The sequence below is a fragment of the Streptomyces liangshanensis genome, assembly GCF_011694815.1.
In the GTDB taxonomy this organism is placed as follows: domain Bacteria; phylum Actinomycetota; class Actinomycetes; order Streptomycetales; family Streptomycetaceae; genus Streptomyces; species Streptomyces liangshanensis.
Window position 1 is genome coordinate 4,036,578 of record NZ_CP050177.1, and the last position, 25,572, is coordinate 4,062,149.

Consider the following 25,572-nt stretch of genomic DNA (forward strand, 5'->3'; position numbering starts at 1 on the left):
CCACCCGAAGACCAGAACCCTGGGGAGCAGGGGGCGACGGTCCAGGATCCGTGGCGTCCCGGCCCGCCGGCACCGGCACCCGCACCGCCGCCGGGACCGGCGGCTTCGGACTGGCCGGTGTATCCGGGGCCGGTGCCGGGGCCGATGCCGCAGCCCCGGAACGGGATGGGCGTCACGGCCCTGGTGCTCGGCATAGCCGGCGTGGTCCTGAGCCTGCTCATCATCCTCTTCTGGATGTCCTGGCTGCCGTCGTTGCTGGCCGTGATCTTCGGCTCCCTCGGGCTGAGCCACGCGCGCAAGGGGCTGGCGACCAACCGGGCGATGGCGCTGACCGGAGTGATCCTGGGCGCGGTCGGTCTGCTGATCTCGGTCGGCGGCGGGGTGGTCGCCGTGGTGACGGTGAAGAAGGTCACCGAGGACGCCCGGGCGAGGATTGACGAGGTGAAGGCGGCCGAGGCCGCGGAGGACAGGAAGGCCAGGGAGGAGGAGAAGGCCAGGCATCTGTCGTTCGGTGAGACGTACACGTACGAGAACGGTCTGAAGGTCACCGTGGCCGAGCCGCAGCCGTTCACGCCGGACGACTACGTGTTCGGTCACGCGAAGGGGAACGAGGCGGTCCAGGTGACCGTCACCGTGGTCAACAGCGGCAAGGAGCGGATCTCGGTCGAGACGGGCCTGCCGAACGTCAACGACGCGGACGGAGCCTCCACGGAGCTGGTGATCGACGGAAGCGGACGCCAGAAGGTGATCACCGGATACGTCCTGCCCGGCAGGAAGTCCGTCGGCAAGTACGCCTTCTCGCTCCCGCCTGACGCGGCCGACAGGATCGAGGTCGAGTTCAGCCCCGACGCGAAGGTGTGGCCGGACGCCTACTGGTCGGGCCCCAACTGATCCGGGGCGCACGCGGCCGGGTTTCCCGGGGCCGCCGTCGCGCCGACAGCCCGCGTATCGTCTGTGGCATGCGACTGAGCACGGTGATCCTTCCCATCTACCGGTGGCGCCAGGGACAACAGGTCTGGCAGCGAGCCGAGGAACTCGGCTTCCATGCCGCCTACACCTACGACCACCTGTCGTGGCGGGTGCCGTTCCGGGACGGGCCGTGGTTCGGGGCCGTCCCCACCCTGACGGCGGCCGCCCTCGCCACGTCCCGGATGCGGCTGGGCACGCTGGTGACCTCGCCGAACTTCCGGCACCCGGTCCCGTTCGCCAAGGACCTGCTCTCGCTCGACGATGTGTCGGAGGGCCGGATCACGCTGGGGGTCGGCGCGGGCGGTACGGGCTTCGACGCCACGGTGCTGGGGCAGGAGCCGTGGTCGCCCCGGGAGCGCGCCGACCGGTTCGCCGAGTTCGTGGCGCTGCTGGACCGGCTGCTGTCTGAGGACTCCGTCACGTACGACGGCACGTTCTACTCGGCGTCCGAGGCGCGTGACATCCCGGGATGTGTGCAGCGTCCCCGGCTGCCGTTCGCGGTGGCCGCCACCGGTCCGCGGGGGATGAAGCTCGCGGCGCGGTACGGGCAGGCGTGGGTGACGACCGGTGACCCGAAGCTCTTCGAGGCGGGGACGCCGGAGGAGTCGCGTGACGCGATCCGCGGGCAGGTCGACCGGCTGGGCAAGGCCTGTGCGGAGATCGGGCGGGATGTGGCCGGGGTCGAGAAGATCCTGCTCACCGGCTTCACCCCGGACCGGAACGGGCCGCTCCAGTCCGTCGACGCCTTTGTGGACTTCGCGGGCAGGCACGCCGAGATCGGGATCACGGAGATCGTGATCCACCAGCCCGTACCGGACACGGACTTCGCCGTGGACCCGGAGGTGTTCGAACGGATCGCCACGGAGGCCCCGGCGCAGCTCGGCCGGTAGCCGCCGTCGCGGCGGGCCGGGTCGGCGGCGGGGGCGTCGAGCGCGGTCAGCCGGGCAGGCGGAGGAAGCGGGGCGGTACGGCGTCGGTGAGCCAGACGCCGTTGGCGCTGACGTGGAAGACCAGCCCGGCGCGGTGCATCGCCCCCGCGTCCACGGCCAGCACGACGGGCCGGCCGCGGCGGGCGCCGACCCGGGTCGCCGTCTCCCGGTCGGCCGTGAGGTGAACGTGGTGGCGGTCCATGCGGCACAGGCCCTCGACGCGGATCGCCGGCAGGCTGTGGGGCGCGGTGCCGTGGTAGAGGTACGCGGGCGGCTCGGCCGGTGCCAGTTCCAGGTCGACGGCGACGGTGTGGCCCTGGTTGGCCCGGATCCGGCCGCCGTCGACGGTGAAGCGCTGCTTGTCGTTGACGGCCACCGCGTGGTCCAGGTCCGCGCGGCTCATCCGGAAGCCGTGGGCGGCGGCCGCGCGGAGCACGTCGTCGATCGCCACCCAGCCGTTCGCGTCGAGGGTGATGCCGATCCGTTCCGGCTGGTGGCGCAGATGTTTCGAGAGGTACTTGGACACCTTCACGGTGCGTCGTTCATCGGATACTCCGGTCATCCGAACAGCGTGCCGGTCGGGCGGTCTGTTGCGCCAATCATTTGAACCCCTTTCGATCCACAGGTTTGATCCACAGCCAACTCGACTTATCCACAGGCAATTTGATGATGCTGTGGACAACGGCCTCCCCTTTTAACCCTTTTGGGCAATATCACCGCTTTGTCGTGTGGTTGGGGCGAGCGCGTCCAAGGTCCTTGCCTGGACCTCCCGTTCGGTGGCCGCCGTGATGAAGGCCGCCGCGTCCGCCGCGCCAACCAGAGCCTCCACGGCCCGGATCGTGGAGCGAGGCAGCGCCACCGTCGACGTCTCGACCGGCTCCGGAGGCGTCACCTCGCCTGCCAGCCGCCGCCGCAGGTGGCGGGTGGCGAACAGCCGCATCGCGCGCGCCAGTTCCGCGTCGACGGACCGCTGGGCGAGCGGGCGCAGACGCCGTACGAGCGCGGCCGCCTCCGCCGCCTCGCCCTCCGTCGGGGGCCGGTGACCGGCGTACGAGGCGAAGACATGCTCCGTGGTGAACTCCACGAAGCGGGTGGCGATCTGCTCGATCTGACCGCGAAGCTCCCTCAGGTGGCCGGACATCGCGGGGAGCGGGACCCCGGCCGCGTACAACTCGGCCGCCACGGAGAGCTCCTGGGGACTCGGTACGAGGAAGAGGTCGTCACGGCCGGGAATCCGCTCCAGCACGCCGAGCTCCAGCGCCTCGGCGACCGCCCGGTCGTCCCGCTCGCCACCGAACCGCTCGTCCAGCTCCGCCCGGGAGATCCTGACCGCCTCCTCGTCCGTCCACGGCCCGTCCACCTCGGCGGCCAACCCCAGCACCCCGCCCAGGCCACGCCCCGTGTCCCACGCCTTCCGCAACTCCTTGACGGCGGCCAGCGAATAGCCCCGGTCCAGCAGGTCGGCGATCTCCCGCAGCCGGGCGAGGTGCGCCTCGCCGTACACGTTGGCCCGGCCGCGCCGCTCGGGCCGGGGCAGCAGCCCGCGGTCCAGGTAGCCGCGGATCGTACGGACCGTGGCGCCGCTCTCCCGCGCCAACCCCTCTATCCGGTACTCCGCGCTCACCCCTCTTTCCCCAGGGCCGCCCGGCCCACCGCCCCGGCGGCCGCGCGGGCCGCGGGCGAGGACGCGAGGTAGGCGACGGCCATGCCCAGCGAACCTTCCCGCGAGGGGTGGTACGACCGCCGGAGGTACCGGGGTATCGCGGCGGCGAGCCCACGCCAAGGGGGCAGCAGCCCCTTCCTGACGGCCCTGTCGTGCGCGAGCGGCGTGTAACGCAGCCGGCCCGCGAGCTGCGGATCGTGCCCGATCAGATAGGTGGCCCCCCGGATCCACAGCCACAGCAGCATCGGCGCGGTGACCGCCATCGTCCCCACCCTCCGTATGTACCGCAGCGGTTCCGGACCCCCGCAGTGCTGGTACAGGTCGAACGCCACGGCCCGGTGCTCGACCTCCTCCGCGCCGTGCCAGCGCAGCAGATCGAGCATCGTGGCGTCGGCCCCCGCCCGGTCCAGCGCCTCCGCGCGCAGGATCCAGTCACCGAGAACAGCCGTGAACTGCTCGATCGCGGCCACGAACGCCAGCCGGTAGAGCAGCCATCTCCCGGCGGGGAAAGGGATTCCCCAGGGGGGCCGTTCGCCGAGCAGCCGCTCGAAGAGGTAGTCCACCTGCCGGGTGTACGCCTCGGTGTCCAGCTCCTGCGCCGCCAAGTGGTCCAGCACGTAGGAGTGCTGCACGCTGTGCGTGGCCTCCTGGCCCATGAAGCCCTTGACGTCCTTGAGGAGCCGCGGATCGGTGACCAGGGGCAGTGCCTCCTTGAACACCCTGACGAACCACCGCTCCCCGGCCGGCAGCAGCAGGTGCAGGACGTTGATGACATGGGTGGCGGTCGGTTCGTCCGGTATCCAGTGCAGCGGGGTCCGCCGCCAGTCGAACGAGACCCGGCGCGGCACGATCACGTACCGCTCCCCCTGCCCCCCGGACTCCTCGGAGTTGTCCTCCCCCTTCCGGTCGTCCCCGCTCACAGCGGCGGCTCCACCCGTGCGACCGCGCGCAGCGCCCCGGGCGCGATCCGCGACAGGAACCGGCCCGCGCGGGCCTCGGGGGTGACCGGCACCACGGCCTGGTTACGGACCACCGCGCGCAGCACCGCGTCCGCGACCTTCTCCGGCGGGTAGTCGCGCAGCCCGTACAACCGCGCCGCCTTCTTCCTGCGCCGTGCCTCCTCCTCGGCGGACACCCCCGTGAAGCGCGCGGTCGACGTGATCCCGGTGTTGACGAAGCCGGGACAGATCGCGGAGACGCCGATGCCCTGCCCGCCCAACTCCGCCCGCAGGCATTCACTGAGCATCAGCACCGCCGCCTTGGACGTGCAGTACGCCGACAGCGCCTTCGACGGCTGATAGGCGGCGGCGGAGGCGGTGTTGACGATGTGGCCGCCCTGCTCGCGCTCCACCATCTGGCGGCCGAAGAGCCGGCAGCCGTGGAGGACGCCCCACAGGTTGACGTCCAGGACCTGCTTCCAGTCCTCGGCCGAGGTGGCGAGGAAGGGGCCGGAGAGCCCTATCCCGGCGTTGTTCACCAGGACGTCCACGACCCCGTACTCCGTGGCGACCCTCTCCGCGAGCTTCTCCATCGCCTCGCCGTCGCTCACGTCGGTCTGCTCCGCCCAGGCCTCGGGCGCACCGATCAGCCGGGCCAGCTCCACCGTCCTGGCCGCGCCTTCGGCGTCCCGGTCGACCGCCACCACCCGGGCGCCCGCCTCCGCGAAGGCGAAGGCCGTGGCCCGCCCTATCCCGCCCGCCGCGCCCGTGACCAGGACGAGTTGGCCACCGAAACGCCGTGCGTAGGCCCCGGCCGCCCCGGTCTTCCGCGCTGCGCGCACCACCCGGGCCGCGCCTGCCACCCCGGCCGCCGGGACCGCGGCTGCCCGGACCGGTGAGGCCCCGACCGGCTCCCCGCCGCCCTTCCGGCCCTCGTGGCCCTCCTCGCCCTCGTGCCGTGCGACGAACTCACCGATCCAGGACGCCAGCTGGGCCGGACGCGTGCGCGGCACCCAGTGCTTGCCGGGCAGCGAGCGCCGTACCAACTCCGGGACCCACCGCTCCAGATCGTCGTAGAGCCGCTCCGACAGGAAGACGTCGTCGGTCGGCATGATCAACTGGACGGGTACGTGCGCGTAGGCGTCCGTGCGAGGCCTGCGCAGCCGGGCCCGTACGTTGTCCCGGTAGAGCCAGGCGCCGTGCGCCGCGTCCCGGGGGAGCGAGGCCGTCGGGTACGGGGCGGCTCCTTCCGGGGTCTCTTCCATCCGCCGCAGGATCGCGGGCCACCGCCGGCCCAGCGGCCCCCGCCAGGCGAGCTCCGGCAGCGCGGGAGCGTGCAGCGCGTACACGTACCAGGACTTGGCTCCCTGGCCGAGGAGTTGAGCGGCCCGGCGGGGAGTCGGCCGCGACGCCCGCTGTGCGATCCAGTGCCCCAGGTGGTCCAGGGACGGTCCCGAGATCGAGGTGAACGACGCGACACGGCCCCGCGTGCGGGCCACGGTCACGAACTCCCAGGCCTGCACGGACCCCCAGTCGTGCCCGACCAGGTGCACCGGCCGGCCGGGGCTCACCGCGTCGGCCACCGCCAGGAAGTCGTCCGTGAGCTTCTCCAGCGTGAAGCCGCCGCGCAACGGAACCGGCGCCGTCGACCCGCCGTGGCCGCGCACGTCGTACAGCACCACGTGGAAGTCCTCCGCGAGCCGTACGGCGACCTCCGACCAGACCTCCTTGCTGTCCGGGTATCCGTGGACGAGCACCACCGTCGGCCGTGTCGCGTCGCCCGACTCGGTCACCGCCAGCTTGATCCCGCCGGTCCTGATCCGGCGCTCACGCGCGTCGCCCGGCCTGCCCGCACTCGTACCGTCGTCACTCGTACCGTCGCCGCTCATGCCGTCGCCGCTCGTACCTTCGTCGCTCATGCCGTCGTCCTTCATGCCGTCGTCTCCCAGCGCCGCACGTGAGGCAGATCGTCGTCCAGCCAGAACGCGCTCTGTTCCGGATCGGTCGAGTCGGTGACCACCAGGATCTCCTCGAACTTCGCTCCCGTACCGCGGAATCCGAGGTGGGGCTCGACCGCCCACATCCCCGGCGCGGGCGGATGGTCGGAGAAGCCGTACGGACTCCACAGCGGCGACCAGCCCTCCCGGTGCCCACGCAGGGAGTCGCTCGCCAGGCCTTTGAGCGCCTGCGTACCGAAGCCGAACACCCGCGGGGACCAGCGCCGGTCCTTCACCCGGTCCACCGTGTGGGCGACGACGCCGAACGGATACGCCCGATGGCGATTCGCGTACCCCTGCTGGACCATCAGCCGGTCCACGTCCTGGTAGATCGCACGCAGCGGACGCCGCTCGCGCACCTCGCGCAGGATCAGCTCCCGGTGCGCCCGAAGGTCGCCGAGGAGCTTGTCGTGCAGGGCGTTCTCACCGATCCGCCCCGAGAAGCCGACGTCCGCAGAGAACCCGCGGTACACCGGCGCCAGATCGAGGATGAACGGCATCCCCTCCTCCAGCCGGCGGCCGGTGGGGAAGAACTGGAGCGGTATCCGGAAGCCGGTGAACGCCGTACGGTCCCCGAACCACGCGAAGGGCAGATGGAACCAGTCCCGCACCCCACGGGCCTCCAGCCACCGCCGCAGCATCCGCGCGGCCTCACGCTCGGTCACCCCCGGCCGCAGCCGCGCCGCCACCTCCTCCGCGCACGCGTACGCCAGCCGCTGCGTCTGCCGGAAACCGTCCAGCTCGGCGGCCGGTCGGCCGTTCGAGCGCCTCCGCCCCCGCCCCGGCACCCGCGACCCCACTTGCACCCGCACCCGCACCCCGCCCCACGTAGCTGTGTGTGTTCGCTCTGTGACACTGACGAATGTGACAATCCCCGGCGGCTACGTCAAGGGTCGCGGTGTTACCTGTGGAAACCGGCAGTCGGCCAGGCCGAGGGGGCGGTGCGGCGGGCTCGACCCTGCCCGCCCTTACGGGTTCCGTACATCTCGAGGGGGAGACCGATCCAACCGTCTGGTCTGACGCTCTCCGAGGCCCGCGCCACTACCTTCGGAACGTGACTGTGATCGCGACTGAAGGTCTGAGCAAAAGGTTCCCTCGGGTAACCGCGCTTGACCGGCTCACCCTCGACATCGGGCCCGGCGTGACCGGCCTGGTGGGCGCCAACGGAGCCGGCAAGTCCACCATGATCAAGATCCTGCTGGGTCTGTCCCCCGCCACCGAGGGCCGGGCCGCGGTGCTCGGGCTCGACGTCGCCACCAGTGGCGCCGCCATCCGGGAGCGTGTCGGGTACATGCCCGAGCACGACTGCCTGCCACCGGACGTCTCGGCCACCGAGTTCGTCGTCCACATGGCGCGCATGTCCGGACTCCCCCCGACGGCCGCCCGCGAGCGCACGGCGGACACGCTGCGCCACGTCGGCCTCTACGAGGAGCGGTACCGCCCCATCGGCGGCTACTCGACCGGCATGAAGCAGCGCGTCAAACTCGCGCAGGCCTTGGTCCACGACCCCCAACTCGTCCTCCTGGACGAGCCCACCAACGGCCTCGACCCGGTCGGCCGCGACGAGATGCTCGGCCTGATCCGCCGGATCTACAGCGACTTCGGCATCTCCGTCCTGGTGACCTCGCACCTCCTGGGCGAGCTCGAACGTACCTGTGACCACGTCGTCGTCATCGACGGCGGGACGCTGCTGCGCTCCAGCTCCACCAGCGACTTCACCCAGATCACGACGACCCTCGCCGTCGAGGTCACCGACACGGACACCCACCCCGACGGCACGCGGACCGTCCGCGAGCGCCTCACCGCGGCGGGGCTGACACTCCACGCGGGCACGGAGGAGGGGCTGCCCGGCGCCGGGCACATCCTGCTGATCGAGGCCGCGGGCGAGGAGACGTACGACGTCGTCCGCGACACCGTGGCCGGCCTCGGCCTCGGCCTCGTACGGATGGAACAGCGGCGCCACCACATCGCCGAGGTCTTCCGCCCGCAGGCGGCCGACACGGCGAATCCGGCCGACACGGCGGACCCCGCGGACCCGGCAGGGACGCGACCCGTCGCACACGCGGGAGCCGCTTCCACTTCTGCTTCCGCTTCCGGCGAGCAGAACGAGCAGGACGAGCAGTACGTACTCCAGAAGGGAGGAGACCGAGATGAGCGCTGAGACCGAAGCCGGCAACGGAACCCGAACCGGCACCGCCCCCGGGCCCGACACCACCCGCATCCACAACATCGGCTACCGCAACTACGAAGGCGCCCGCCTCGGCCGCGCGTACGCCCGCCGCTCGCTCTACTCGCAGTCCCTGCGCGGCGCGTACGGCCTCGGCCGCTCGGCCAAGTCCAAGGTCCTGCCCATGATCCTCTTCGCGGTGATGTGCCTGCCCGCGGCGATCGTCGTGGCGGTCGCCATCGCGACCAAGCTCAAGACCCTGCCGCTGGAGTACACGCGGTACGCGATCATCACCCAGGCCGTCATCGGCCTGTACCTCGCGTCGCAGGCCCCGCAGTCCGTCTCCCGCGACCTCCGGTTCAAGACGGTGCCCCTCTACTTCTCACGCCCCATCGAGCGCGTCGACTACGTCCTGGCCAAGTACGGAGCGATGGCCTCCGCCCTCTTCGTCCTGACCGCGTCCCCGCTCGTCATCCTCTACGCGGGTTCCCTGCTCGCGAAGATGGACTTCGCCGACCAGACCAAGGGATTCGGACAGGGGTTGGTATCGGTGGCACTGCTCTCCCTCCTCTTCGGCGGACTCGGCCTGGTCATGGCCGCGTTCACCCCGCGCCGCGGGTTCGGCGTCGCCGCCGTGATCGCCACCCTGACCATCACGTACGGGGCCGTCAGCGCGGTCCAGGGCATCGCCCACGGGACGGGTTCGGACGACGCGGGCAACTGGTTCGGGCTCTTCTCGCCCATCACGCTCATCGACGGCGTCCAGACCGCCTTCCTGGGAGCCTCCTCCAGCTTCCCCAGCGGAGTGGGCCCCTCCGCCGGCCTCGGCGTGCTCTACCTGCTGGTCGTCCTCGCGCTCATCGGCGGCTCGTACGCCGTCCTCATGCGCCGTTACCGGAAGGTCGGGCTGTGACCACCATCAATATCGAGCACGCCTCCCGCTGGTTCGGGAACGTGGTCGCCGTCAACGACGTGACCATGACGGTGGGCCCGGGCGTGACCGGACTGCTCGGCCCCAACGGCGCCGGGAAGTCCACCCTCATCAACATGATGGGTGGTTTCCTCGCCCCCTCGACGGGAACGGTCACGCTCGACGGGGCGCCGATCTGGCGCAACGAGTCCGTGTACCGGCAGATCGGGATCGTCCCCGAGCGCGAGGCGATGTACGACTTCCTCACCGGCCTGGAGTTCGTCGTCGCCAACGCCGAACTGCACGGCCTGAGCGCCAAGGCCGCCCACGCCGCGCTGGCCACGGTCGAGATGGAGTACGCGCAGGACCGCAAGATCGCGACGTACAGCAAGGGCATGCGCCAGCGCGTGAAGATGGCGTCCGCGCTGGTCCACGAACCGTCGGTGCTGCTGCTCGACGAGCCGTTCAACGGCATGGACCCGCGCCAGCGCATGCAGCTGATGGACCTGCTGCGGCGCATGGGCGACGCGGGCCGCACCGTCCTCTTCTCCTCGCACATCCTCGAAGAGGTCGAGCAACTGGCCTCGCACATCGAGGTGATCGTGGCGGGACGGCACGCGGCGAGCGGCGACTTCCGCAAGATCCGCAGGCTGATGACCGACCGGCCGCACCGCTATCTCGTACGGTCCAGCGACGACCGCGCGCTCGCCGCCGCGCTGATCGCCGACCCGTCGACGGCCGGCATCGAGGTGGACCTCGCCGAGGGCGCGCTCCGGATCCAGGCGGTCGACTTCAGCCGCTTCACCGCCCTGTTGCCGCGGGTCGCCCGTGACCACTCCATCCGACTGCTGACCGTCTCGCCCTCGGACGAGTCCCTCGAATCGGTCTTCTCGTACCTCGTAACGGCCTGAGCGCCCAGAAAGGAGCTGTGACGTCATGTACGACCCCACAGTCGCCCGGCTCACCTACCGGGCCCTGCTCGGCCGGCGCCGGGCCGCGATCCTCTTCGTACTGCCCGCCCTGCTGATCGTCATCGCCATCGCCGTCCGCACCTTCAGCGGCGCGGACGACCAGGTCGCGTCGGACGTTTTGGGAGGCTTCGCCATCGCCACGATCGTGCCGTTGATCGGCGTGATCGCGGGTACGGGCGCGATCGGCCCGGAGATCGACGACGGCTCGATCGTCTACCTGCTCGCCAAGCCCCTCAAGCGGCCCACGATCATCTTCACCAAGCTGATCGTCGCGGTCGCCGTGACCATGGCCTTCTCCGCGATCCCGACCCTCATCGCGGGCTACATCCTGAACGGCAACGGCCAGCAGATCGCCGTCGCCTACACCATCGCCGCGCTCGTCGCCTCCATCGCGTACAGCGCGCTGTTCCTGCTGCTCGGTACGGTCAGCCGGCACGCGGTGGTCATCGGCCTCGTCTACGCGCTGGTCTGGGAGACCCTCTTCGGCAGCCTGGTGCCGGGCGCCCGGACCCTCAGCGTCCAGCAGTGGGCGCTCGCGCTGGCGCAGAAGGTCGGCGGCGACGGCATCATCACCTCGGACGTGAAGCTGCCGACGGCCGTGGCGCTGCTGGCGGCCGTCACCGTGGCCGCGACCTGGTACGCGGGCCAGAAGCTCCGGACGCTGACGATCGCGGGCGACGAGTAGGCGCGCGCCCCCTGGGACCTGAACCGCCGCGTGTGACGCGACCTCGTGTGACGCAACCCCTGCCCGATGGGCGGGGGTTGCGGCGTAACTGTACGCTTATCGGTTCGTTGTCCAGGTTGCGTGGAGGCAACTGGAGTGAGTGACGTCGAGCGTTCGTGAATCTGGGGATTGCCGGTGGCGGCGCAGTGCCGTACCGGTCATTGAGTGAGTAGCACCGTGAGCCGACCTCCGCCCCTGAAGCCCGGGGACAGGGCCGACCATCATCGGTTTCACGAACGGAAGGCATCTCCATGCCATCGGAAGTCGCCTTGCTCGAATCGCGCACCATGCGCGCCGAGCACCTGGGGCGGGTCGACGCACTCGACAAGGTCAAGGCCCTTGTCATGCTCCCGGACGGAATTCACATTCGCACAGAGGATGCGTCCCGGTACTTCGAAGTATCCACAGACGTCATCAGGCAGTTGACGGCGCGGCATCGGGCGGAGCTCGCGGAGAACGGGATGAGGGTCCTGAGGGGCTCTGACCTGCGCAGCTATCATAGTGACATGTTGTCACTATGGGGCGAGGGCAAGGGGGAAAGTTATCCACAGGCGGTCACTCAACTGACCCTCCACACCCGCCGTTCCGTCCTCAACATCGCGATGCTCCTTCGCGACAGCGACATCGCCCGGTGCGTCCGTACGTACCTCCTCGACGCCGAGGAGGGCTGGCGCGAGGGGTACGCCTCCCTGGACCGGCGCCTGACCGATGTCGAGGTCTGCCTCGGCGGAGTCGGCGCCGCCCTCCAGGAACTGGGTCCGGTCCTCAACCGGATGTCCATCCGGCTCGACAACCTGGACCGGCGCCTGGACGCCACCAACAAGGTGGTGGCGGCCATCAGCCATCGGCTGTGCGACCTGTCCGACGACATCAAGCGCATCGACGGCAGGGTGGACGACGTCGTGCACGAGTTGAGGGATCTGCGCCGCAGCCGTAGGCGCCGCTGATCCGGTAGGAGGCCCGTGCCCGTCCGTCCGTCCCACGCGGACAGCCGCCCGCGGGGCGGCGGGCACGGGTCGTACGGGTAGGGGTACGGGTACGCGCCGGGCGCCCGCGCCCAATAATTCGGTGGCGCCCAACCGGCCCGACGGGCAGAGTAGTCGATGTGGGGAAACCACCACAGAACCGGGAGAGGAGCGCGACGATGACGGGGATTGACAGTCCGTCGAGTTCCCACCAGGGCAGCACCGCGCAGGCTCCGGAGTAGCCATCACTCACTCCGTGAGGCCGCCGGCGCGCTGCCCGGGGCGGCCGCTTCGAGCGCGCATGCGCGCGGGCCGCCCTTCCCGGAGGATTGGCCGAGTGGTAAGGCAGCGGCTTGCTAAGCCGTCGTCGGGGTACACACCCCCCGCGCGCGTTCGATCCGCGCATCCTCCGCACAGAGGCTCAACAGTCCGTACGCCCACGCGGCCCGGTCCCTCGGAGCCTCAGCCCTGAAGCAGCAGCTTCTCCAGCACCACCGCGATGCCGTCGTCCTCGTTCGACGCCGTGACCTCGTCGGCCACGGCCTTCAACTCCTCGTGCGCGTTGGCCATCGCCACGCCGTGCCGCGCCCAGCCGAACATCGGGATGTCGTTCGGCATGTCGCCGAACGCGATCGTGTCCGCCGCCTTCACGCCCAGCCGCCGCGCCGCCAGCGACAGCCCCGTCGCCTTGCTCAGCCCCAGCGGCAGGATCTCGACCACACCGGCGCCCGCCATCACCACCGCGACCATGTCGCCGACCGCCGCCCGCGCGACCCGCGTCAACTCGTCGTCGTCCAGCTCGGGATGCTGGATGTACACCTTGTTCAGCGGAGCCGCGAACATCTTCACGGGATCGTCCTCGGGCACCGAGGCGAGCGGACCCTCGTGCACCCGGTAACCGGGGCCGAACAGCACCTCACCGTCGAGACCGTCCTGGCTCACGGCCAGCGCCAGCGGGCCGACCTCCGCCTCGATCTTGGCCAGCGCCGCCCCGGCCAGCTGCCGGTCCAGCGTCACCGACGTCAACAGCCTGTGCTCGCCCGCGTGGTAGACCTGCGCCCCCTGGCCGCACACCGCCAGACCGTCGTACCCGAGGTCGTCCAGGATGTGCCGTGTCCACGGCACCGCTCGACCCGTGACGATGATGTGAGCGGCGCCCGCCGCGGTCACGGCGGCGAGCGCTTCACGGGTGCGCGGGGAGACCGTGGAGTCCCCCCGCAGCAGCGTGCCGTCCAGGTCGGTCGCCACCAGCTTGTACGGGAACGACGCCTCCGTACCGGCCGAGGCGGCGGTCACTTGGCGATCGGCTCCAGAACCTCGCGCCCGCCCAGGTACGGACGCAGCACCTCGGGCACCCACACCGAACCGTCCGCCTGCTGGTGGTTCTCCAGCAGCGCCACGATCGTGCGCGGTACGGCGCACAGCGTGCCGTTCAGCGTCGACAGCGGCTTCACCTGCTTGCCGTCCCGCATCCGGACGGAGAGCCGACGCGCCTGGAAGCCGTCACAGTTGGACGCCGACGTCAACTCGCGGTACTTGCCCTGCGTCGGGATCCACGCCTCGCAGTCGAACTTGCGCGACGCGGAGGCACCCAGGTCCCCCGACGCCACGTCGATCACCTGGAAGGGCAGCCCGAGAGCGCTCAGCCACTGCTTCTCCCAGTCCAGCAGGCGCTGGTGCTCGGCCTCCGCCTCGGCCGGGTCGACGTACGAGAACATCTCGACCTTGTCGAACTGGTGGACACGGAAGATGCCCCGGGTGTCCTTGCCGTACGTCCCCGCCTCGCGGCGGAAGCACGGCGAGAACCCGGCGTAGCGCAGCGGCAGCTTGCCGGCCTCGATGATCTCGTCCATGTGGTACGCGGCGAGGGGGACCTCCGACGTACCGACCAGGTAGTAGTCGTCCTTCTCCAGGTGGTACACGTTCTCCGCGGCCTGGCCGAGGAAGCCCGTGCCCTCCATGGCGCGCGGGCGGACCAGCGCGGGCGTGAGCATCGGGACGAACCCGGCCTCGGTGGCCTGCGCGATCGACGCGTTCACCAGAGCGAGCTCCAGCAGCGCGCCGACGCCCGTCAGGTAGTAGAAGCGCGAGCCGGACACCTTGGCGCCCCGCTCGACGTCGATGGCGCCCAGCGACTCGCCCAGCTCCAGGTGGTCCTTGGGCTCGAAGCCCTCCGCGGCGAAGTCCCGGATCGTGCCGTGCGTCTCCAGGACGACGAAGTCCTCCTCGCCGCCGACCGGGACGTCGGGGTGCACGACGTTGCCCAGCTGGAGCAGGAGCCGCTTGGCCTCGTCGTCGGCCTCGTGCTGCGTGACATCGGCGGCCTTGACGTCGGACTTGAGCTGCTCGGCCTTCCTGAGCAGGTCCGCCTTCTCCTCGGCCGAGGCCTTGGGGATCAGCTTGCCGAGCGACTTCTGCTCGGAACGCAGCTCGTCGAAGCGGAGGCCGGACGACCTGCGCCGCTCATCGGCGGAGAGCAGGGCGTCGACGAGCGCGACGTCCTCTCCACGGGCGCGCTGGGAGGCGCGAACACGGTCGGGGTCCTCACGGAGCAGGCGAAGGTCAATCACCCCACAAGGCTACCGGTGCGCGCCGACACCACCCCACTCGATATCGATACCCGTGTCTCTTTGTCCCACTTGCCGGAATTGTGCAAATTGGGAGAAGTGTGGGGTGGGGCGCGAAGCGGTGACGCGCGAGGCGCACCGGAACGGTATTCGCCTCACGTCAATGAAAGTGATCCAATTCCCCGGAACGAGGCACTCTGCCGTCGTCGCCTTGACTCACCATCCTTGCGGCGGAGGGGACTTGGGGCGGCGAACTCGTTGAGTTGTCCACAGCGAGCTGTGTGTCACCAATAAAGTTATCCACAGGCTGTGCGGGAGTTCTGTGGATGGCGGAAGTGATCGTTCCGGCGTCTGTGTGCAGGGCGGAGAATTCCCCGCTTAAACGCACTTCACACACTCATTCGGGTGGGAATGGCTCGCTCTAACGAGTTGGTCGCTGGAATTGGGGTGACACGGGCGACCTGGCGCCCTGTGGACGGGAGTGGGGCGAGTGGGGGGATTTGTCGACTGTGTCGGGTTGAGTTATCGACTTGTCCCCAGGTCGAGGCGCAAGCCTGTGGATAACTTTCCCCTGCATCCACAGGCGAAGAAGGATGCGCAGGCCGGAGACGTACAGCCCGAGCCAACCGGGCGGTACACGGGGCGGCGCGGAAGGGCGTGTGCCGACCGGGTCCTCGGCGCTCAGGTCCGGCCGTCCTGGCTGCGGGCCAGCCAGTCCGCCGCCTCGATGAACTCCGCGTCCGAGGTACCGGCCCGCAGCTTCCCCGTGTCGGCCGCCGACACCCCCGCACGCGGGTACGACCCGAGGAACCGAACCTTGGGGCAGATCCGCTTGAGCCCCATCAGCGCCTCCCCCACCCGCCGGTCCGTGATGTGCCCCTCGGCGTCCACGGCGAAGCAGTAGTTGCCGATGCCCGCGCCCGTCGGCCGCGACTGGATCAGCATCAGGTTGACCCCGCGCACCGCGAACTCCTGGAGCAGTTCGAGCAGCGCGCCGGGGTGGTCGTCGCCCAGCCAGATGACCACCGAGGTCTTGTCGGCGCCCGTCGGCGACGCGGGCCGCGCGGGCCGGCCCACCAGCACGAACCGGGTCTCGGCGTTCTCCGCGTCGTGGATGTCGGTGACCAGCGGCTCCAGCCCGTACGTCGCCGCCGCGAACTCACCCGCGAACGCCGCGTCGTACCGCCCCTCCTGCACCAGCCGCGCGCCGTCCGCGTTCGACGCCGCCGACTCCCACAGCGCGTCCGGCAGACGGTTCCGCAACCAGTTGCGCACCTGCGGCTGGGCGACCGGGTGACCGGTCACGGTCTTGACGTCGGCCAGCGCGGTGCCGGGCCGTGCGAGCAATGCGAAGGCGATCGGGAGCAGCACCTCGCGGTAGATCATCAGCGGTTCGCCGGAGGCGAGTTCGTCGAGCGTGGCCGTGACACCGCCTTCGACCGAGTTCTCGATCGGTACGAGCGCGGCGGCGGCATCCCCGTTCCGTACGGCGTCGAGAGCCGCCGGGACGGACACCATCGGGATCAGCTCGCGCGTGGCGGCTTCCGGAAGCGTACGGAGGGCGGCCTCGGTGAAGGTGCCCTCGGGGCCGAGATACGTGTAACGCGTGGCCGACATACGGTCACCCTAGTGGTCCTACAGAGGTGCCGAGGTGCCCGATCCGGGACGCCCGCCTCCGGATCATGTCCCCAGGCGGGACAGGGCACTTGACCGGAGCAGGGACCTTGACCGAGTGGGAGGCGTGGTCAGGCCTCCAGGAGGCGCTGGCCCACGTACTCGCCCTCACGCGCCCCGCCCGGAACCGCGAACAGTCCGCTCGCCTCGTGGCGAATGTACGCCGATAGCGCGTCCCCGCGGTCGAGCTTGCGTTGCACGGGTACGAATCCCTTGAGCGGATCGGCCTGCCAGCAGACGAAGAGCAGCCCCGCGTCCGGCGTCCCGTCCGGGCCGATCCCGTCGTGGAAGGAGAAGGGGCGACGCAGCATCGCGGCCCCGCCGTTCGCCTCCGGGGCGGAGATGCGAGCGTGTGCGTTGCCGGGGATGACCAGTTTGCCGTCCGGTCCGACGGTGTCGAGGCCGAGTGCGGTGCCTTCCGTGCCTCCGGTGAGGGGCGCGCCGTCGGCCTTGCGCCGGCCGATGACCTGTTCCTGATGGTGGAGGGAGAGCTGTTCCCAGCTGTCGAGGAGCATGCGGATGCGTCGTACGACGGCGTAGGAGCCGCCCGCCATCCAGGCGGTGTCCTCGGAAGCCGTGCTGTCGGCCGCGGGGCCGGCCGTGGGGGTGGGCGGTACGAAGAGGCGCCGGTCGAAGTCGGGCTCGGACGGCTTGGGGTTGGCGGTCCCGTCGAGTTGGCCCATGAGGTTGCGGGCCGTCATCGGGTGCGCGGTCGCGCCGGGGGTGCGGTTGAAGCCGTTCATCTGCCACCGGACCCGGGCCGCCGCGCCCGCGTCCTTCTGGAGGGTGCGCAGGGCGTGGAAGGCGACGAGCGCGTCGTTCGCGCCGACCTGGATCCACAGGTCGCCGTCGCTGCGCCGGGCGTCGAGGTGGTCGGAGGAGAACGGGGGGAGCGGGTCGAGCGCGGAGGGCCGGCGGCCGGTGAGGCCCGTCCGGTCGAAGAAGGTGCGGCCGAAGCCGAAGGTGACGGTGAGGGAGGACGGGCCGGCGTCCAGGGCGACGCCGGTGTCGTGACCGGCGGCCGGTTCCCCGGCCATCAGGGCCCGGGCCGACGCGGACCAGCGGCGCAGCAGCGCGCTGGCCTCCTTGCGTCCGGCTCCCGGCGCCAGGTCGAAGGCGACGAGGTGGCCGCGCGCCTGTAGGGGTGTGGTGATGCCCGGCTGGTGCGCGCCGTGGAAGGCGACGGTGTCCGTGCCGACGGTGGTCAGCGCGGTGACGGAGGCGGGTTCGTGCCGGCCGGCCGCGGAGGCGGCGGCTCCGCCCGCCGCGCCGACGGCCAGGCCGGCGGCTCCGACGGCGCTCGCGGTGCCGAGGAGGCGGCGGCGCGAGACGCCGGCGGGCGCGGCTCCGGTGCCGTGGTCGGTGCCGTGGTCGGCCTCGCTGTCCTTGCCGTCTTTCCGGGCGAGGTCGTTCTGCTGGGTGTCGCTCACGGGGTCAGCCGATCTTTACGTTCTTGTCGACGGTGATCTGGTCGATGTCGGAGGTCCGTACGGTCACCTGGAGCTTCCAGACTCCCGGCATCGGGAGCTGTACCCCGTCCGCGCTCCAGTGTCCGGCGGCGAACCGCTCCGGGACGATCGGCAGGGGGCCGATCTTCTGCGAGGTCAGGGTGAAGGCCACCTTCACCTCGGGTACGTCGAGGGGCTGGCCGTCCGGCCCGTCTATGTACAGGTGCATGAGGTTGGCGCCGGACGTGCCGGGGTCGAGGGTGACCTGCACCGTGCCCTTGCCCTTCACGCCGCCGGTGTCGAAGGGCAGGGTGACGTCGAGGGGCCCGGCGGTCGCGGGCGCGCTGGCGGAGGCGCCGGTCCGGTTCGCCTCCTCCTCGGCGGTACGGCCGGGCTCGGTCGACGTCAACACTGTCGTGACGGCGAGGAGTACGACGGCGACGCCTGCCTCCGCGAGGACGGAACGGCGGAGTCCGGAACGTTCGGTGTCGGCGTCGCGCAGTCGCTTTTGGCGAGCTGTCGCCATCGCGGCTTGCTGGCGGGCGAGCTGGGCAATCCTATGAGTATCGCCCACCGCGGGGGTGCTCGCGGTGACGGTCTCGGACCGGGTCCCCTGTCCGGTCGTGGTCTCCGACCCCGACTCGCTCTCCGCTCCGGTTCTGCCCGCCGCTTCGGCGCCGGCCAGGACCGCGGCCCCAGACCCGTTCCCAGCCGCGGCCTTCGCATCCACCTCGACATCCGCCCGCGCGTCGGTCTCCGCTCCGGTCCCTGCACCGGGCTTTGCCCCGACCTCCGCCCCGACCCCTGTTCCGGCGTCAGCTCCGGACTCCGTTCCGGCCTCCGCAGGGACCTCGGCCGGCTCTCCCAGGCGCGCTGTCCACCTGCGGGAGAAGAAGGCGATGGCGACCATGACGGCGACCAGCCCGACCTTGACCAGAAGGAGTTGCCCGTATGACGTACCCCCGAGCGCCGACCACGACCCGACCTGCCGCCAGGACTGGTAGAGCCCGGTCGAGGCGAGGACGACGACGCTGACGAAGGCGGTGCGGGAGAAGCGCCGTACGGCGGCGCCCGCGATGGAGGGCCCTCGGTACAGCGCGACGAGCAGCGCCGTCAGGCCGCCCAGCCAGATCGCCACCGCCAGCAGGTGCAGGACGTCCACCGGCATGGCGAGACCGGTCTGGATCCCGGTCGACGCGTGCTCGGAGAGCGCCCAGGTGGCGGCGATGCCGGCCGCGACCACCACGCCGCCGACGGCGAGTCCGAAGGTGAGGTCCTTCTTCTCCTTCGCCTCTTCCTCGGTCGCGGGTGTTCCCCGCCGGGCGTACGCACCGAAGAGGACGGCCACGAAGAGCGCGGCGGCGCCGAGGAGGAGCAGCCGGGAGACGAGGGCGGTGCCGGCCTTGGTGGTGAGGACGTCCCGGAGTCCGCCCAGGTCGAAGGCGTCGGCCAGTTTGCCGGAGCCGGTATAGGGGGTGCGGAGCAGGAGGAGGACAAGCGTGGCGGCGGTGAGGGCGATCCAGCCCTGGACGACGAGCCGTTGCAGCGGCCGGACGGACGCGCCGCGCGGCCAGCTGCCGAGGACGAAGGCCGAACCACCGACGAGGAGGATGAAACCGGCGTACGAGACGTAGCGCGCGACGTCGTAGAGGAAGCCGACCAGTCCGCCGCCGACCTTCTCGGTGGGCAGGGTGGCCTCGGTCTTCGACGGGGCGCCGATGGAGAAGGTGAAGGCGCCCGAGACGGGGTGGCTGTCGGCCGAGACGGCCTGCCAGGCGACGGTGTAGGTGCCGTCGGGCAGACCGGCGTGCAGGTCCACGGCGTAGGTGACGGTGCTGCCGCGGCTCAGGTTCCGGATCTTCTGGGTGTCGACCCGTTTGTTGCTCGGGTCCAGGACGCGGATCGAGTTGTCGCTCAGGGCGACCTGCTCGGAGAAGGTGAGGGCGACGTCCTTGGGGGCGGTGGCGACCACCGCCCCGTCCTCGGGGGTGCTGCCGGTGAGCGCGGCGTGTGCCGACGCCGTGCCGGACAGCACGGTGAAGACGGTGCCGAGCAGCACGGTGGCGACGAGCAGCAGTCGCACGAGTGGTGCGGCCGGTGCGGCTCCGAAGCGCGGGGCGGTGGTCGTCATGGTGTTCAGTCCCTCAGTTCTGCGCCGGGTTGTACGTGGTCTCCTTCACGGGAAGCTCGACCTTGATCGGGTCGGCCTTCTCGAAGTGCAGCTCGATGCCGATCTGCTGGCCTTGCTTCGGCTGCTGCTTGAGCTTGGCGAACATGATGTGGCTCCCGCCGCGGGCGAGATCCAGGGTGCCGCCCGCCGGGATGGCGAAGGACGTCACCTCCACCATCTTCTGGTCCTCGGTCTTGTGGATGGTGATGTCGTTGGAGAGAGAGCTGGTGACGGAGGTGAGTTTGTCGGCGGCGCCGCCGCTGTTGGTGACGACCAGGAAGGCGGCCGCGAGGTCACTGACCGGGCGGGGCATGTAGGCCCCGCTGACCTTCAGTTCGGGCGACTTCGAGGAGGTGGACGATCCGGACGAGCAGCCGACGAGTATCAGCGCGAGTGCCAGGGCGGAGGTGAGGCCGCCGGCGATCACGAGGCGCGGCGACGTCCGCTGGGCCGGCGCCGGTGCCGCTGCCGAAGCCCCTGCCGACGCGGGCGCCGGTGCCGGGTCGGCGTCCCCCGTCACGGGTTCTCTCCCTTGATGATCTTCGGGAGGTCCTTCGCGTAGTCGTCCGAGGACGCGTCGTCGCCGTACAGGAGGTACCCGTCGTTGGTCTTCGGCGAGAACGCGATGACCTGTGCGCCGTGCATGGAGACGACGGTGCCGTCCTTGTTCGTCGTCGCCGGGTCGATGCCGATGCCGATGCTGCGCGCGCCGGCCTGGATGGTCTTGAAGTCTCCGGTGAGCCCGACGAAGGACGGATCGCCCGCGGCGGGCAGCCACTTGGCGAGCGACGCGGGGGTGTCCCTGGCCGGGTCGGTGGTGACGAACACGACCTGGAGCTTGTCCTGGTCGGCCTTGGGGAGGGACTTCTTGGCGATGGCGATGTTGCTCATCGTGGTCGGGCAGACGTCCGGGCAGTTGGTGTAGCCGAAGTAGATGAGCGTGGCCTTGCCCTTGGTCCGCTCGCGGAAGTCGTAGGGCTTGCCCTTGGTGTCCGTGAGGACGAAGTCGGGCTTGGCGAAGGGCTGGTCGAGGACGGTCGCGGCCTTGGTCTTCGGCTGCATGGAGATGTCGGCGATCGGTTTGGCGGCGTCGCTGCCGCCGTCGCCGCACGCGGTGAGGGTGAGTGCCGTCAGGACCGCGAGGGCGGCGGCGGTGGACACGGTCTTCTTACGCATGGGAGGTGTTTCCTGGTCGAGGGGTGCGGGAGGCCGGCACCGGGCACGCGGGTCCGTGAGGGCCTGGGGCGGTGGATCGCCGGGACGCGGCGTGTGTCCGTACGCGGAGACGTCGCCGTCTCGCGGCGGCGTGACGGCGCGATGTGGCCGTCGCGCCGTCACGCCACCACGGCGTCACAGCCCCGCGTGCCGAGGGTCGGTGGCGGGCGGGTCAGGTGGTGGTGCGGCGGCGGCCGGCGAGGACGCCGAAGGCGACACCCGCGATGCCGACGACGATGCCGACGACCCCGAGGACACGGGCGGTGGAGTCGCTGGTGTCGCCGGAGGCCGTCTCGGTCTTCGCGGTGGTGTGGGCCTCACTGCCCCCGGCGGCGGACTTGGCGGTGGCGTTCGTGGCCGGCGCGCCGTGCTCGTCCTCGGTGGCGGCGGTCAGCTTGAGGACGGGCGCCGGGTTCTCGGGCTCGGCCGCGCCTTCCTTCTGCTCCTCGATCCACCGGACGACCTCCTTGTTGGAGTACGTCTGGATGGCCTTGAACACCAACTGGTCGGTGTCCTCGGGCAGCTGGCTGAGGGAGACGGGGAAGAGCTGGAACTGGCCGGCCGGGGTCCCGCCGCCGGGGTTCGCCGTCCAGGTGACCTTGGAGACCGCCTCGGTGATCTGGCTGCCGTGCAGCTCCAGCGGCTTGGCCAGCTTGGCCTTGGTGACGACGATCTTCCAGCCCGGGATGGGCTCCGGCATCACGGAGGCCAGCGGGTGGTCGGCGGGGATGTTCACCTCCAGCTGGGTGGTGTTGGCGTCGTCACGCTCGTTGGGGACCTTGAAGTTGACGATGGCCGAACCGCCCTTGGCGGCCACGCCTAGCGGCTGCACGCTCACGTGCGCGGACGCAGGCCCCGCCAGCAGCAGGACGGCCGAGGCGGCGACGCCGCCGGCGACGGTGACACGGACGAGGTTCGAACCGGAGAACTTCTTGGCTGGGAACACGGAACACTCCACGGTGTGATGAGAAGCCAGTGATCATGAGAGCGAGCGGATGCGGTCGCGTGGGGAGGACACGCGACGGCATGGCGACCACACCCCCGTGCCGAGCGGAGTGCGTCGCGTCAGGCGGCGAGAGCGAGGCCGGCCGGCGGCCCGCGCCTGATCACTGTGTGCTGGAGTGTCTCCCCGGCCGGTACCGGCGGGGGGCCGTACGAGGCACGCGGCGGACGCGGCCCCCGGGCGGGCGCGCTTGGCAGTCCGGCGCGCAGGGCCCGTACGAGAGAGAGCGCGGCGCGCAGGGAGCGCAGTTGGGCGTTCTCCCTGACCTCGCCAATGCCCTGCGCCGAGAGCCGGACGAGCCGGAGCAGGGCGAGGTCGCCGTGGCGCAGGAGCCAGCCGGTCGCGAGCGCGGCCAGCAGGTGTCCGACCACCATCGGGAGGGAGGGCAGCAGCCCGTCCGCGGAGGCCATGGGGCCGACGCCCATCACCATGACGTGGGCGCCGTGCCCGGCGGCCATGCCGGTCCCGGTGCCGTGGCCGGTGAGGCTGATCCCGGCGTCGGAGACGATCCGTTGCGCGTCCACCGGACTCAGCGAGGCGGGGCCCGCGCCGCAGACCAGCTTCGCGGCCATCCTGATGAGCGCGTCGTTGGTGCCCGAGCCCATGGGCATCGTCATGGTCTGTTGCCCGAAGCCGAAGAGGGTGTGCAGCGCGAGCTGTCCACCCGTCAGGGCCGCGACGATGGTGGGGGTCGAGCGCGCGCGTCCGGCGAGCGGCGCGATGACCGCGAAGACTCCCAGGAAGCCGAGGACCAGGGTCCACCAGGGGACCGGGGCGCAGGCGGCCAGGACGTGACCCGTCGCGGACAGCACGACGCAGACCGCGGTGAACACCGCGGTCCTCAGCAGCCGCGGGGCGGCTACGGCGCGAGCGACGTGATCGGACGACATGGCCGGGTCATCATCGCACTGCGCCCCCGCGCGCCGCAGGGCAGGTCCGGAAGGTCGCTCTCTGTCCGGGTTCCCCGTCAGGGTTCGCCGTCCCGGCTCCGCGCGCCGCATACACCGCCGCATACACCGCCGCATACACCGCCGTCCCCCGTCCACGCGTCCGCCGAACGGGGGGCATTGGGGCCCATCGGGGCCATCCGATCGTCCAGGTGCTTACGGCACGGCGCGAAGGGCAATACGTATCGGTATGTCGAGCCGTGGCCTGGAGGCTGGAGCATGAGCATCTGGTGGTCTCTGCACCTGCGGCGCGAAGCCGCGAGCGTTCCGCTGGCCCGGCGCCTGCTCCTCGGCACCATGGAGACCGCGGGCGTCGACCCGGACGTCTCGTTCGACCTGTCCGTCGCGCTCACCGAGGCCTGCGCCAACGCCGTCGAGCACGGCGGCGACGGACGGCCCGGGGAGGCGCCGGGGGCGTACCAGGTGACGGCCTATCTGGACGGCGAGAAGTGCCGTATCGAGGTGGCGGATTCCGGGCCGGGCTTTCCCGCGCGGCGCATGACGCGGCGTACCACGCAGGTCGGCGCGGCCACGCCGTCCCCGGCCCCCGTCGCCGCGCCGGTCGCGGCCGGTACGACGGTGACCGCGCCCGTGACCCCGGCACCCGCGCCGACCGCCGAGAGCGGCCGGGGGCTGTGCCTGATCGAGCAGCTCGCCGACCACGTGTACTTCCGCAACCGGCCGGGCCGCGGGGCCGTGGTCAGCTTCGACAAGATCCTCAAGTGGCGGGAGGGCGCCCTGCTCCGCGCCATGTGAGCGCGGGGCGGGACGCCCTCCGCGTACCTCTCCGGGTACCTACTTCTTCAGATCCGCCATCCACGCCTCGACCTCGTCGGCCCGGCGCGGCAGTGCGGCGGACAGGTTCCGGTTCCCGTCCTCGGTCACGACGAGGTCGTCCTCGATCCGGACCCCGATGCCGCGGTACTCCTCCGGGACCGTCGTGTCGTCCGCCTGGAAGTACAGCCCCGGCTCGACGGTGAGGCACATCCCGGGCTCCAGCGTCCCGTCGGCGTACGCCTCCCGGCGCGCGGCGGCGCAGTCGTGGACGTCCAGGCCGAGCATGTGGCCGGTGCCGTGCAGGGTCCAGCGCCGCTGGAGTCCCAGCTCCAGGACCTGCTCCACCGGCCCCTCCAGCAGGCCCCACTCGACGAGCTTCTCGGCGAGCACGCGCTGCGAGGCGAGGTGGAAGTCGTGGTACTTGGCGCCGGGTCTGACCGCCGCGATCCCGGCCTCCTGCGCCTCGTACACCGCGTCGTAGACCTTCCGCTGGATCGCGCTGTAGCGGCCGCCGATCGGGAGGGTACGGGTGACGTCGGCGGTGTAGAGGGTGTGCGTCTCCACGCCGGCGTCGAGGAGGAGCAGGTCGCCGGAGCGCACGTCGCCGTCGTTGCGTACCCAGTGCAGGGTCGTGGCGTGCGGTCCGGCGGCGCAGATCGAGCCGTAGCCGATGTCGTTGCCCTCGACGCGGGCCCGCAGGAAGAACGTTCCCTCGATGTAGCGCTCGCTGGTGGCCTCGGCCTTGTCGAGGACCTTCACGACGTCCTCGAAGCCCCGCACGGTCGAGTCGACGGCCTTCTGGAGCTCGCCGATCTCGAACTCGTCCTTCACCGCGCGCGCCTCGGACAGGTAGACCCGCAACTCCTCGTCGCGCTCGGCCGTGACCTTGTCGGTCAGCGCGGCCTCCACCGACGCGTCGTGCCCGCGCACGACCCGCACGGGCCCGGTGGCCTCGGCGAGGGTCGCGGCCACCTCGCGTACGTCCTTGGCGGGAAGGCCCAACAGCTGCTCGGCCTCCGTCAGGGAGTGCCGGCGGCCGACCCACAACTCGCCGTGGCCGTCGAGCCAGAACTCGCCGTTCTCCCGGTTCGACCGCGGGAGCAGGTAGAGAGCCGCGTCGTGGCCGTCGTCGAGGGCGCCGTTCTTCCGCGGTTCGAGGACGAGGACGCCGTCGTGGGTCTGGTCACCGGTGAGGTACGTGTACTCGGTGCCGGCCCGGAAGGGGTACTCGGTGTCGTTCGACCGGGTCCTGAGGTTGCCCGCGGGGACCACCAGGCGCTCGCCGGGGAAGCGCGCGGACAGCGCGGCGCGGCGCGCGGCCGTGTGGGAGGCCTGCGCGATCGGCTCCAGGCCGTGCAGTTCGGTGTCGGCCCAGCCGGACTTCATGTTGTTCGCGAGCTCGTCGGACACGCCGGAGTACAGACCGTTCTTCCGCTGTTTGATCGGCTTCTCTTCCGCTTCCGGGGTCTCCGGGGGGAGCTCCTCAGCCACGTCTTCTCCTCGACTCGATACGACTCTGGACCATCGTTCCATCGTAT

The 25,572-nt window shown here is 71.0% G+C and carries 23 protein-coding genes and 1 tRNA gene; 9 read left to right on the forward strand and 15 right to left on the reverse strand.

Features of this window, described 5'->3' with window-relative positions; genetic code table 11:
- The first annotated feature begins 144 nt into the window (after positions 1-144).
- The gene (locus tag HA039_RS17380) at positions 145-891 is read left to right on the forward strand and encodes a DUF4190 domain-containing protein (protein WP_243869520.1); all 747 of its coding nucleotides are present in this window, start codon (positions 145-147) and stop codon (positions 889-891) included.
- A gap of 68 nt (positions 892-959) precedes the next feature.
- Positions 960-1,859, forward strand: coding sequence for an LLM class flavin-dependent oxidoreductase (locus HA039_RS17385; protein ID WP_167030535.1), 900 nt, complete (start codon positions 960-962; stop codon positions 1,857-1,859).
- A 46-nt stretch (positions 1,860-1,905) separates the two neighbouring features.
- On the opposite strand, the gene HA039_RS17390 is transcribed toward HA039_RS17385, so the two are convergent.
- From HA039_RS17390 to HA039_RS17410, 5 genes are all read right to left on the reverse strand, one after another.
- Positions 1,906-2,460 carry an RNA 2'-phosphotransferase gene (locus tag HA039_RS17390; protein WP_167030538.1) on the reverse strand — a complete coding sequence of 185 codons (555 nt, stop codon included), beginning with the start codon at positions 2,458-2,460 and terminating at the stop codon, positions 1,906-1,908.
- Positions 2,461-2,592: 132 nt separating this feature from the next.
- A complete protein-coding gene (locus HA039_RS17395; protein WP_167030540.1) occupies positions 2,593-3,522 on the reverse strand; it encodes a MerR family transcriptional regulator in 930 nt (309 codons plus the stop codon).
- On the reverse strand, positions 3,519-4,415 hold the full coding sequence (locus HA039_RS17400; RefSeq protein WP_167036990.1) for a metal-dependent hydrolase: 897 nt from the start codon (positions 4,413-4,415) through the stop codon (positions 3,519-3,521). Before HA039_RS17400 ends, HA039_RS17395 begins: the two co-directional genes overlap by 4 nt.
- A 62-nt stretch (positions 4,416-4,477) precedes the next feature.
- Positions 4,478-6,388: an SDR family oxidoreductase gene (locus HA039_RS17405; RefSeq protein ID WP_167036993.1), complete on the reverse strand. Its 1,911-nt coding sequence runs from the start codon at positions 6,386-6,388 to the stop codon at positions 4,478-4,480.
- A 41-nt stretch (positions 6,389-6,429) separates the two neighbouring features.
- Positions 6,430-7,284 carry a M24 family metallopeptidase gene (locus HA039_RS17410; RefSeq protein WP_243870141.1) on the reverse strand — a complete coding sequence of 285 codons (855 nt, stop codon included), beginning with the start codon at positions 7,282-7,284 and terminating at the stop codon, positions 6,430-6,432.
- A 272-nt stretch (positions 7,285-7,556) separates the two neighbouring features.
- Between HA039_RS17410 and HA039_RS17415 the strand changes: the two genes are divergently transcribed.
- The 6 genes from HA039_RS17415 to HA039_RS17440 all read left to right on the forward strand — a co-directional run bounded on the left by HA039_RS17415 (position 7,557) and on the right by HA039_RS17440 (position 12,645).
- Positions 7,557-8,657: an ABC transporter ATP-binding protein gene (locus HA039_RS17415; protein ID WP_243870144.1), complete on the forward strand. Its 1,101-nt coding sequence runs from the start codon at positions 7,557-7,559 to the stop codon at positions 8,655-8,657.
- The gene (locus HA039_RS17420) at positions 8,647-9,576 is read left to right on the forward strand and encodes an ABC transporter permease (protein ID WP_167030543.1); all 930 of its coding nucleotides are present in this window, start codon (positions 8,647-8,649) and stop codon (positions 9,574-9,576) included. The genes HA039_RS17415 and HA039_RS17420 overlap by 11 nt, the downstream gene beginning before the upstream one ends.
- A complete protein-coding gene (locus HA039_RS17425; RefSeq protein ID WP_167030546.1) occupies positions 9,573-10,484 on the forward strand; it encodes an ABC transporter ATP-binding protein in 912 nt (303 codons plus the stop codon). Before HA039_RS17420 ends, HA039_RS17425 begins: the two co-directional genes overlap by 4 nt.
- A gap of 25 nt (positions 10,485-10,509) precedes the next feature.
- A complete protein-coding gene (locus HA039_RS17430) occupies positions 10,510-11,229 on the forward strand; it encodes an ABC transporter permease (protein WP_167030549.1) in 720 nt (239 codons plus the stop codon).
- A gap of 290 nt (positions 11,230-11,519) precedes the next feature.
- A complete protein-coding gene (locus HA039_RS17435) occupies positions 11,520-12,215 on the forward strand; it encodes a hypothetical protein (RefSeq protein WP_167030552.1) in 696 nt (231 codons plus the stop codon).
- A 341-nt stretch (positions 12,216-12,556) separates the two neighbouring features.
- Positions 12,557-12,645: transfer RNA gene (locus HA039_RS17440), tRNA-Ser, on the forward strand.
- A gap of 50 nt (positions 12,646-12,695) precedes the next feature.
- On the opposite strand, the gene HA039_RS17445 is transcribed toward HA039_RS17440, so the two are convergent.
- The 9 genes from HA039_RS17445 to HA039_RS17485 all read right to left on the reverse strand — a co-directional run bounded on the left by HA039_RS17445 (position 12,696) and on the right by HA039_RS17485 (position 23,200).
- Entirely contained in the window at positions 12,696-13,529 is an 834-nt protein-coding gene (locus HA039_RS17445) for an HAD family hydrolase (protein WP_167030555.1), read from the reverse strand.
- Entirely contained in the window at positions 13,526-14,803 is a 1,278-nt protein-coding gene (serS, locus tag HA039_RS17450; protein WP_167030558.1) for a serine--tRNA ligase, read from the reverse strand. The genes HA039_RS17445 and serS overlap by 4 nt, the downstream gene beginning before the upstream one ends.
- 678 nt (positions 14,804-15,481) lie before the next feature.
- Positions 15,482-16,417 carry a prephenate dehydratase gene (gene pheA, locus HA039_RS17455; RefSeq protein ID WP_167030561.1) on the reverse strand — a complete coding sequence of 312 codons (936 nt, stop codon included), beginning with the start codon at positions 16,415-16,417 and terminating at the stop codon, positions 15,482-15,484.
- A gap of 128 nt (positions 16,418-16,545) precedes the next feature.
- Complete coding sequence (gene efeB, locus HA039_RS17460; RefSeq protein ID WP_167030564.1) at positions 16,546-17,904, reverse strand: iron uptake transporter deferrochelatase/peroxidase subunit; 1,359 nt, start codon at positions 17,902-17,904, stop codon at positions 16,546-16,548.
- 4 nt (positions 17,905-17,908) lie between these two features.
- Positions 17,909-20,053: a copper resistance CopC/CopD family protein gene (locus HA039_RS17465; protein WP_167030567.1), complete on the reverse strand. Its 2,145-nt coding sequence runs from the start codon at positions 20,051-20,053 to the stop codon at positions 17,909-17,911.
- Positions 20,054-20,066: 13 nt separating this feature from the next.
- Positions 20,067-20,519: a copper chaperone PCu(A)C gene (locus HA039_RS17470; RefSeq protein ID WP_425086416.1), complete on the reverse strand. Its 453-nt coding sequence runs from the start codon at positions 20,517-20,519 to the stop codon at positions 20,067-20,069.
- Between the two features lie 89 nt (positions 20,520-20,608).
- Entirely contained in the window at positions 20,609-21,268 is a 660-nt protein-coding gene (locus tag HA039_RS17475; RefSeq protein WP_167030570.1) for an SCO family protein, read from the reverse strand.
- Between the two features lie 211 nt (positions 21,269-21,479).
- On the reverse strand, positions 21,480-22,253 hold the full coding sequence (locus tag HA039_RS17480; RefSeq protein ID WP_167030573.1) for a YcnI family copper-binding membrane protein: 774 nt from the start codon (positions 22,251-22,253) through the stop codon (positions 21,480-21,482).
- Positions 22,254-22,372: 119 nt separating this feature from the next.
- Complete coding sequence (locus HA039_RS17485; protein ID WP_167030576.1) at positions 22,373-23,200, reverse strand: hypothetical protein; 828 nt, start codon at positions 23,198-23,200, stop codon at positions 22,373-22,375.
- A 276-nt stretch (positions 23,201-23,476) separates the two neighbouring features.
- Between HA039_RS17485 and HA039_RS17490 the strand changes: the two genes are divergently transcribed.
- Complete coding sequence (locus tag HA039_RS17490) at positions 23,477-24,013, forward strand: ATP-binding protein (protein ID WP_167030579.1); 537 nt, start codon at positions 23,477-23,479, stop codon at positions 24,011-24,013.
- Positions 24,014-24,052: 39 nt separating this feature from the next.
- Here the strand turns inward: HA039_RS17490 and HA039_RS17495 are convergent, their stop codons facing one another.
- Positions 24,053-25,525, reverse strand: a complete 1,473-nt coding sequence (locus HA039_RS17495; RefSeq protein WP_243869522.1) for an aminopeptidase P family protein — start codon at positions 25,523-25,525, stop codon at positions 24,053-24,055.
- Positions 25,526-25,572 lie beyond the last annotated feature (47 nt).

Coding starts and splice junctions, on each gene's coding strand:
- HA039_RS17380 (WP_243869520.1), top strand. CDS start 145: ATGCCGCAGCCCCGGAACGGGATGGGCGTCACGGCCCTGGTGCTCGGC.
- HA039_RS17385 (WP_167030535.1), top strand. CDS start 960: ATGCGACTGAGCACGGTGATCCTTCCCATCTACCGGTGGCGCCAGGGA.
- HA039_RS17390 (WP_167030538.1), bottom strand. CDS start 2,460: ATGACCGGAGTATCCGATGAACGACGCACCGTGAAGGTGTCCAAGTAC.
- HA039_RS17405 (WP_167036993.1), bottom strand. CDS start 6,388: ATGAGCGGCGACGGTACGAGTGACGACGGTACGAGTGCGGGCAGGCCG.
- HA039_RS17420 (WP_167030543.1), top strand. CDS start 8,647: ATGAGCGCTGAGACCGAAGCCGGCAACGGAACCCGAACCGGCACCGCC.
- HA039_RS17430 (WP_167030549.1), top strand. CDS start 10,510: ATGTACGACCCCACAGTCGCCCGGCTCACCTACCGGGCCCTGCTCGGC.
- HA039_RS17435 (WP_167030552.1), top strand. CDS start 11,520: ATGCCATCGGAAGTCGCCTTGCTCGAATCGCGCACCATGCGCGCCGAG.
- pheA (WP_167030561.1), bottom strand. CDS start 16,417: ATGTCGGCCACGCGTTACACGTATCTCGGCCCCGAGGGCACCTTCACC.
- HA039_RS17465 (WP_167030567.1), bottom strand. CDS start 20,053: ATGACGACCACCGCCCCGCGCTTCGGAGCCGCACCGGCCGCACCACTC.
- HA039_RS17475 (WP_167030570.1), bottom strand. CDS start 21,268: ATGCGTAAGAAGACCGTGTCCACCGCCGCCGCCCTCGCGGTCCTGACG.
- HA039_RS17485 (WP_167030576.1), bottom strand. CDS start 23,200: ATGTCGTCCGATCACGTCGCTCGCGCCGTAGCCGCCCCGCGGCTGCTG.
- HA039_RS17490 (WP_167030579.1), top strand. CDS start 23,477: ATGAGCATCTGGTGGTCTCTGCACCTGCGGCGCGAAGCCGCGAGCGTT.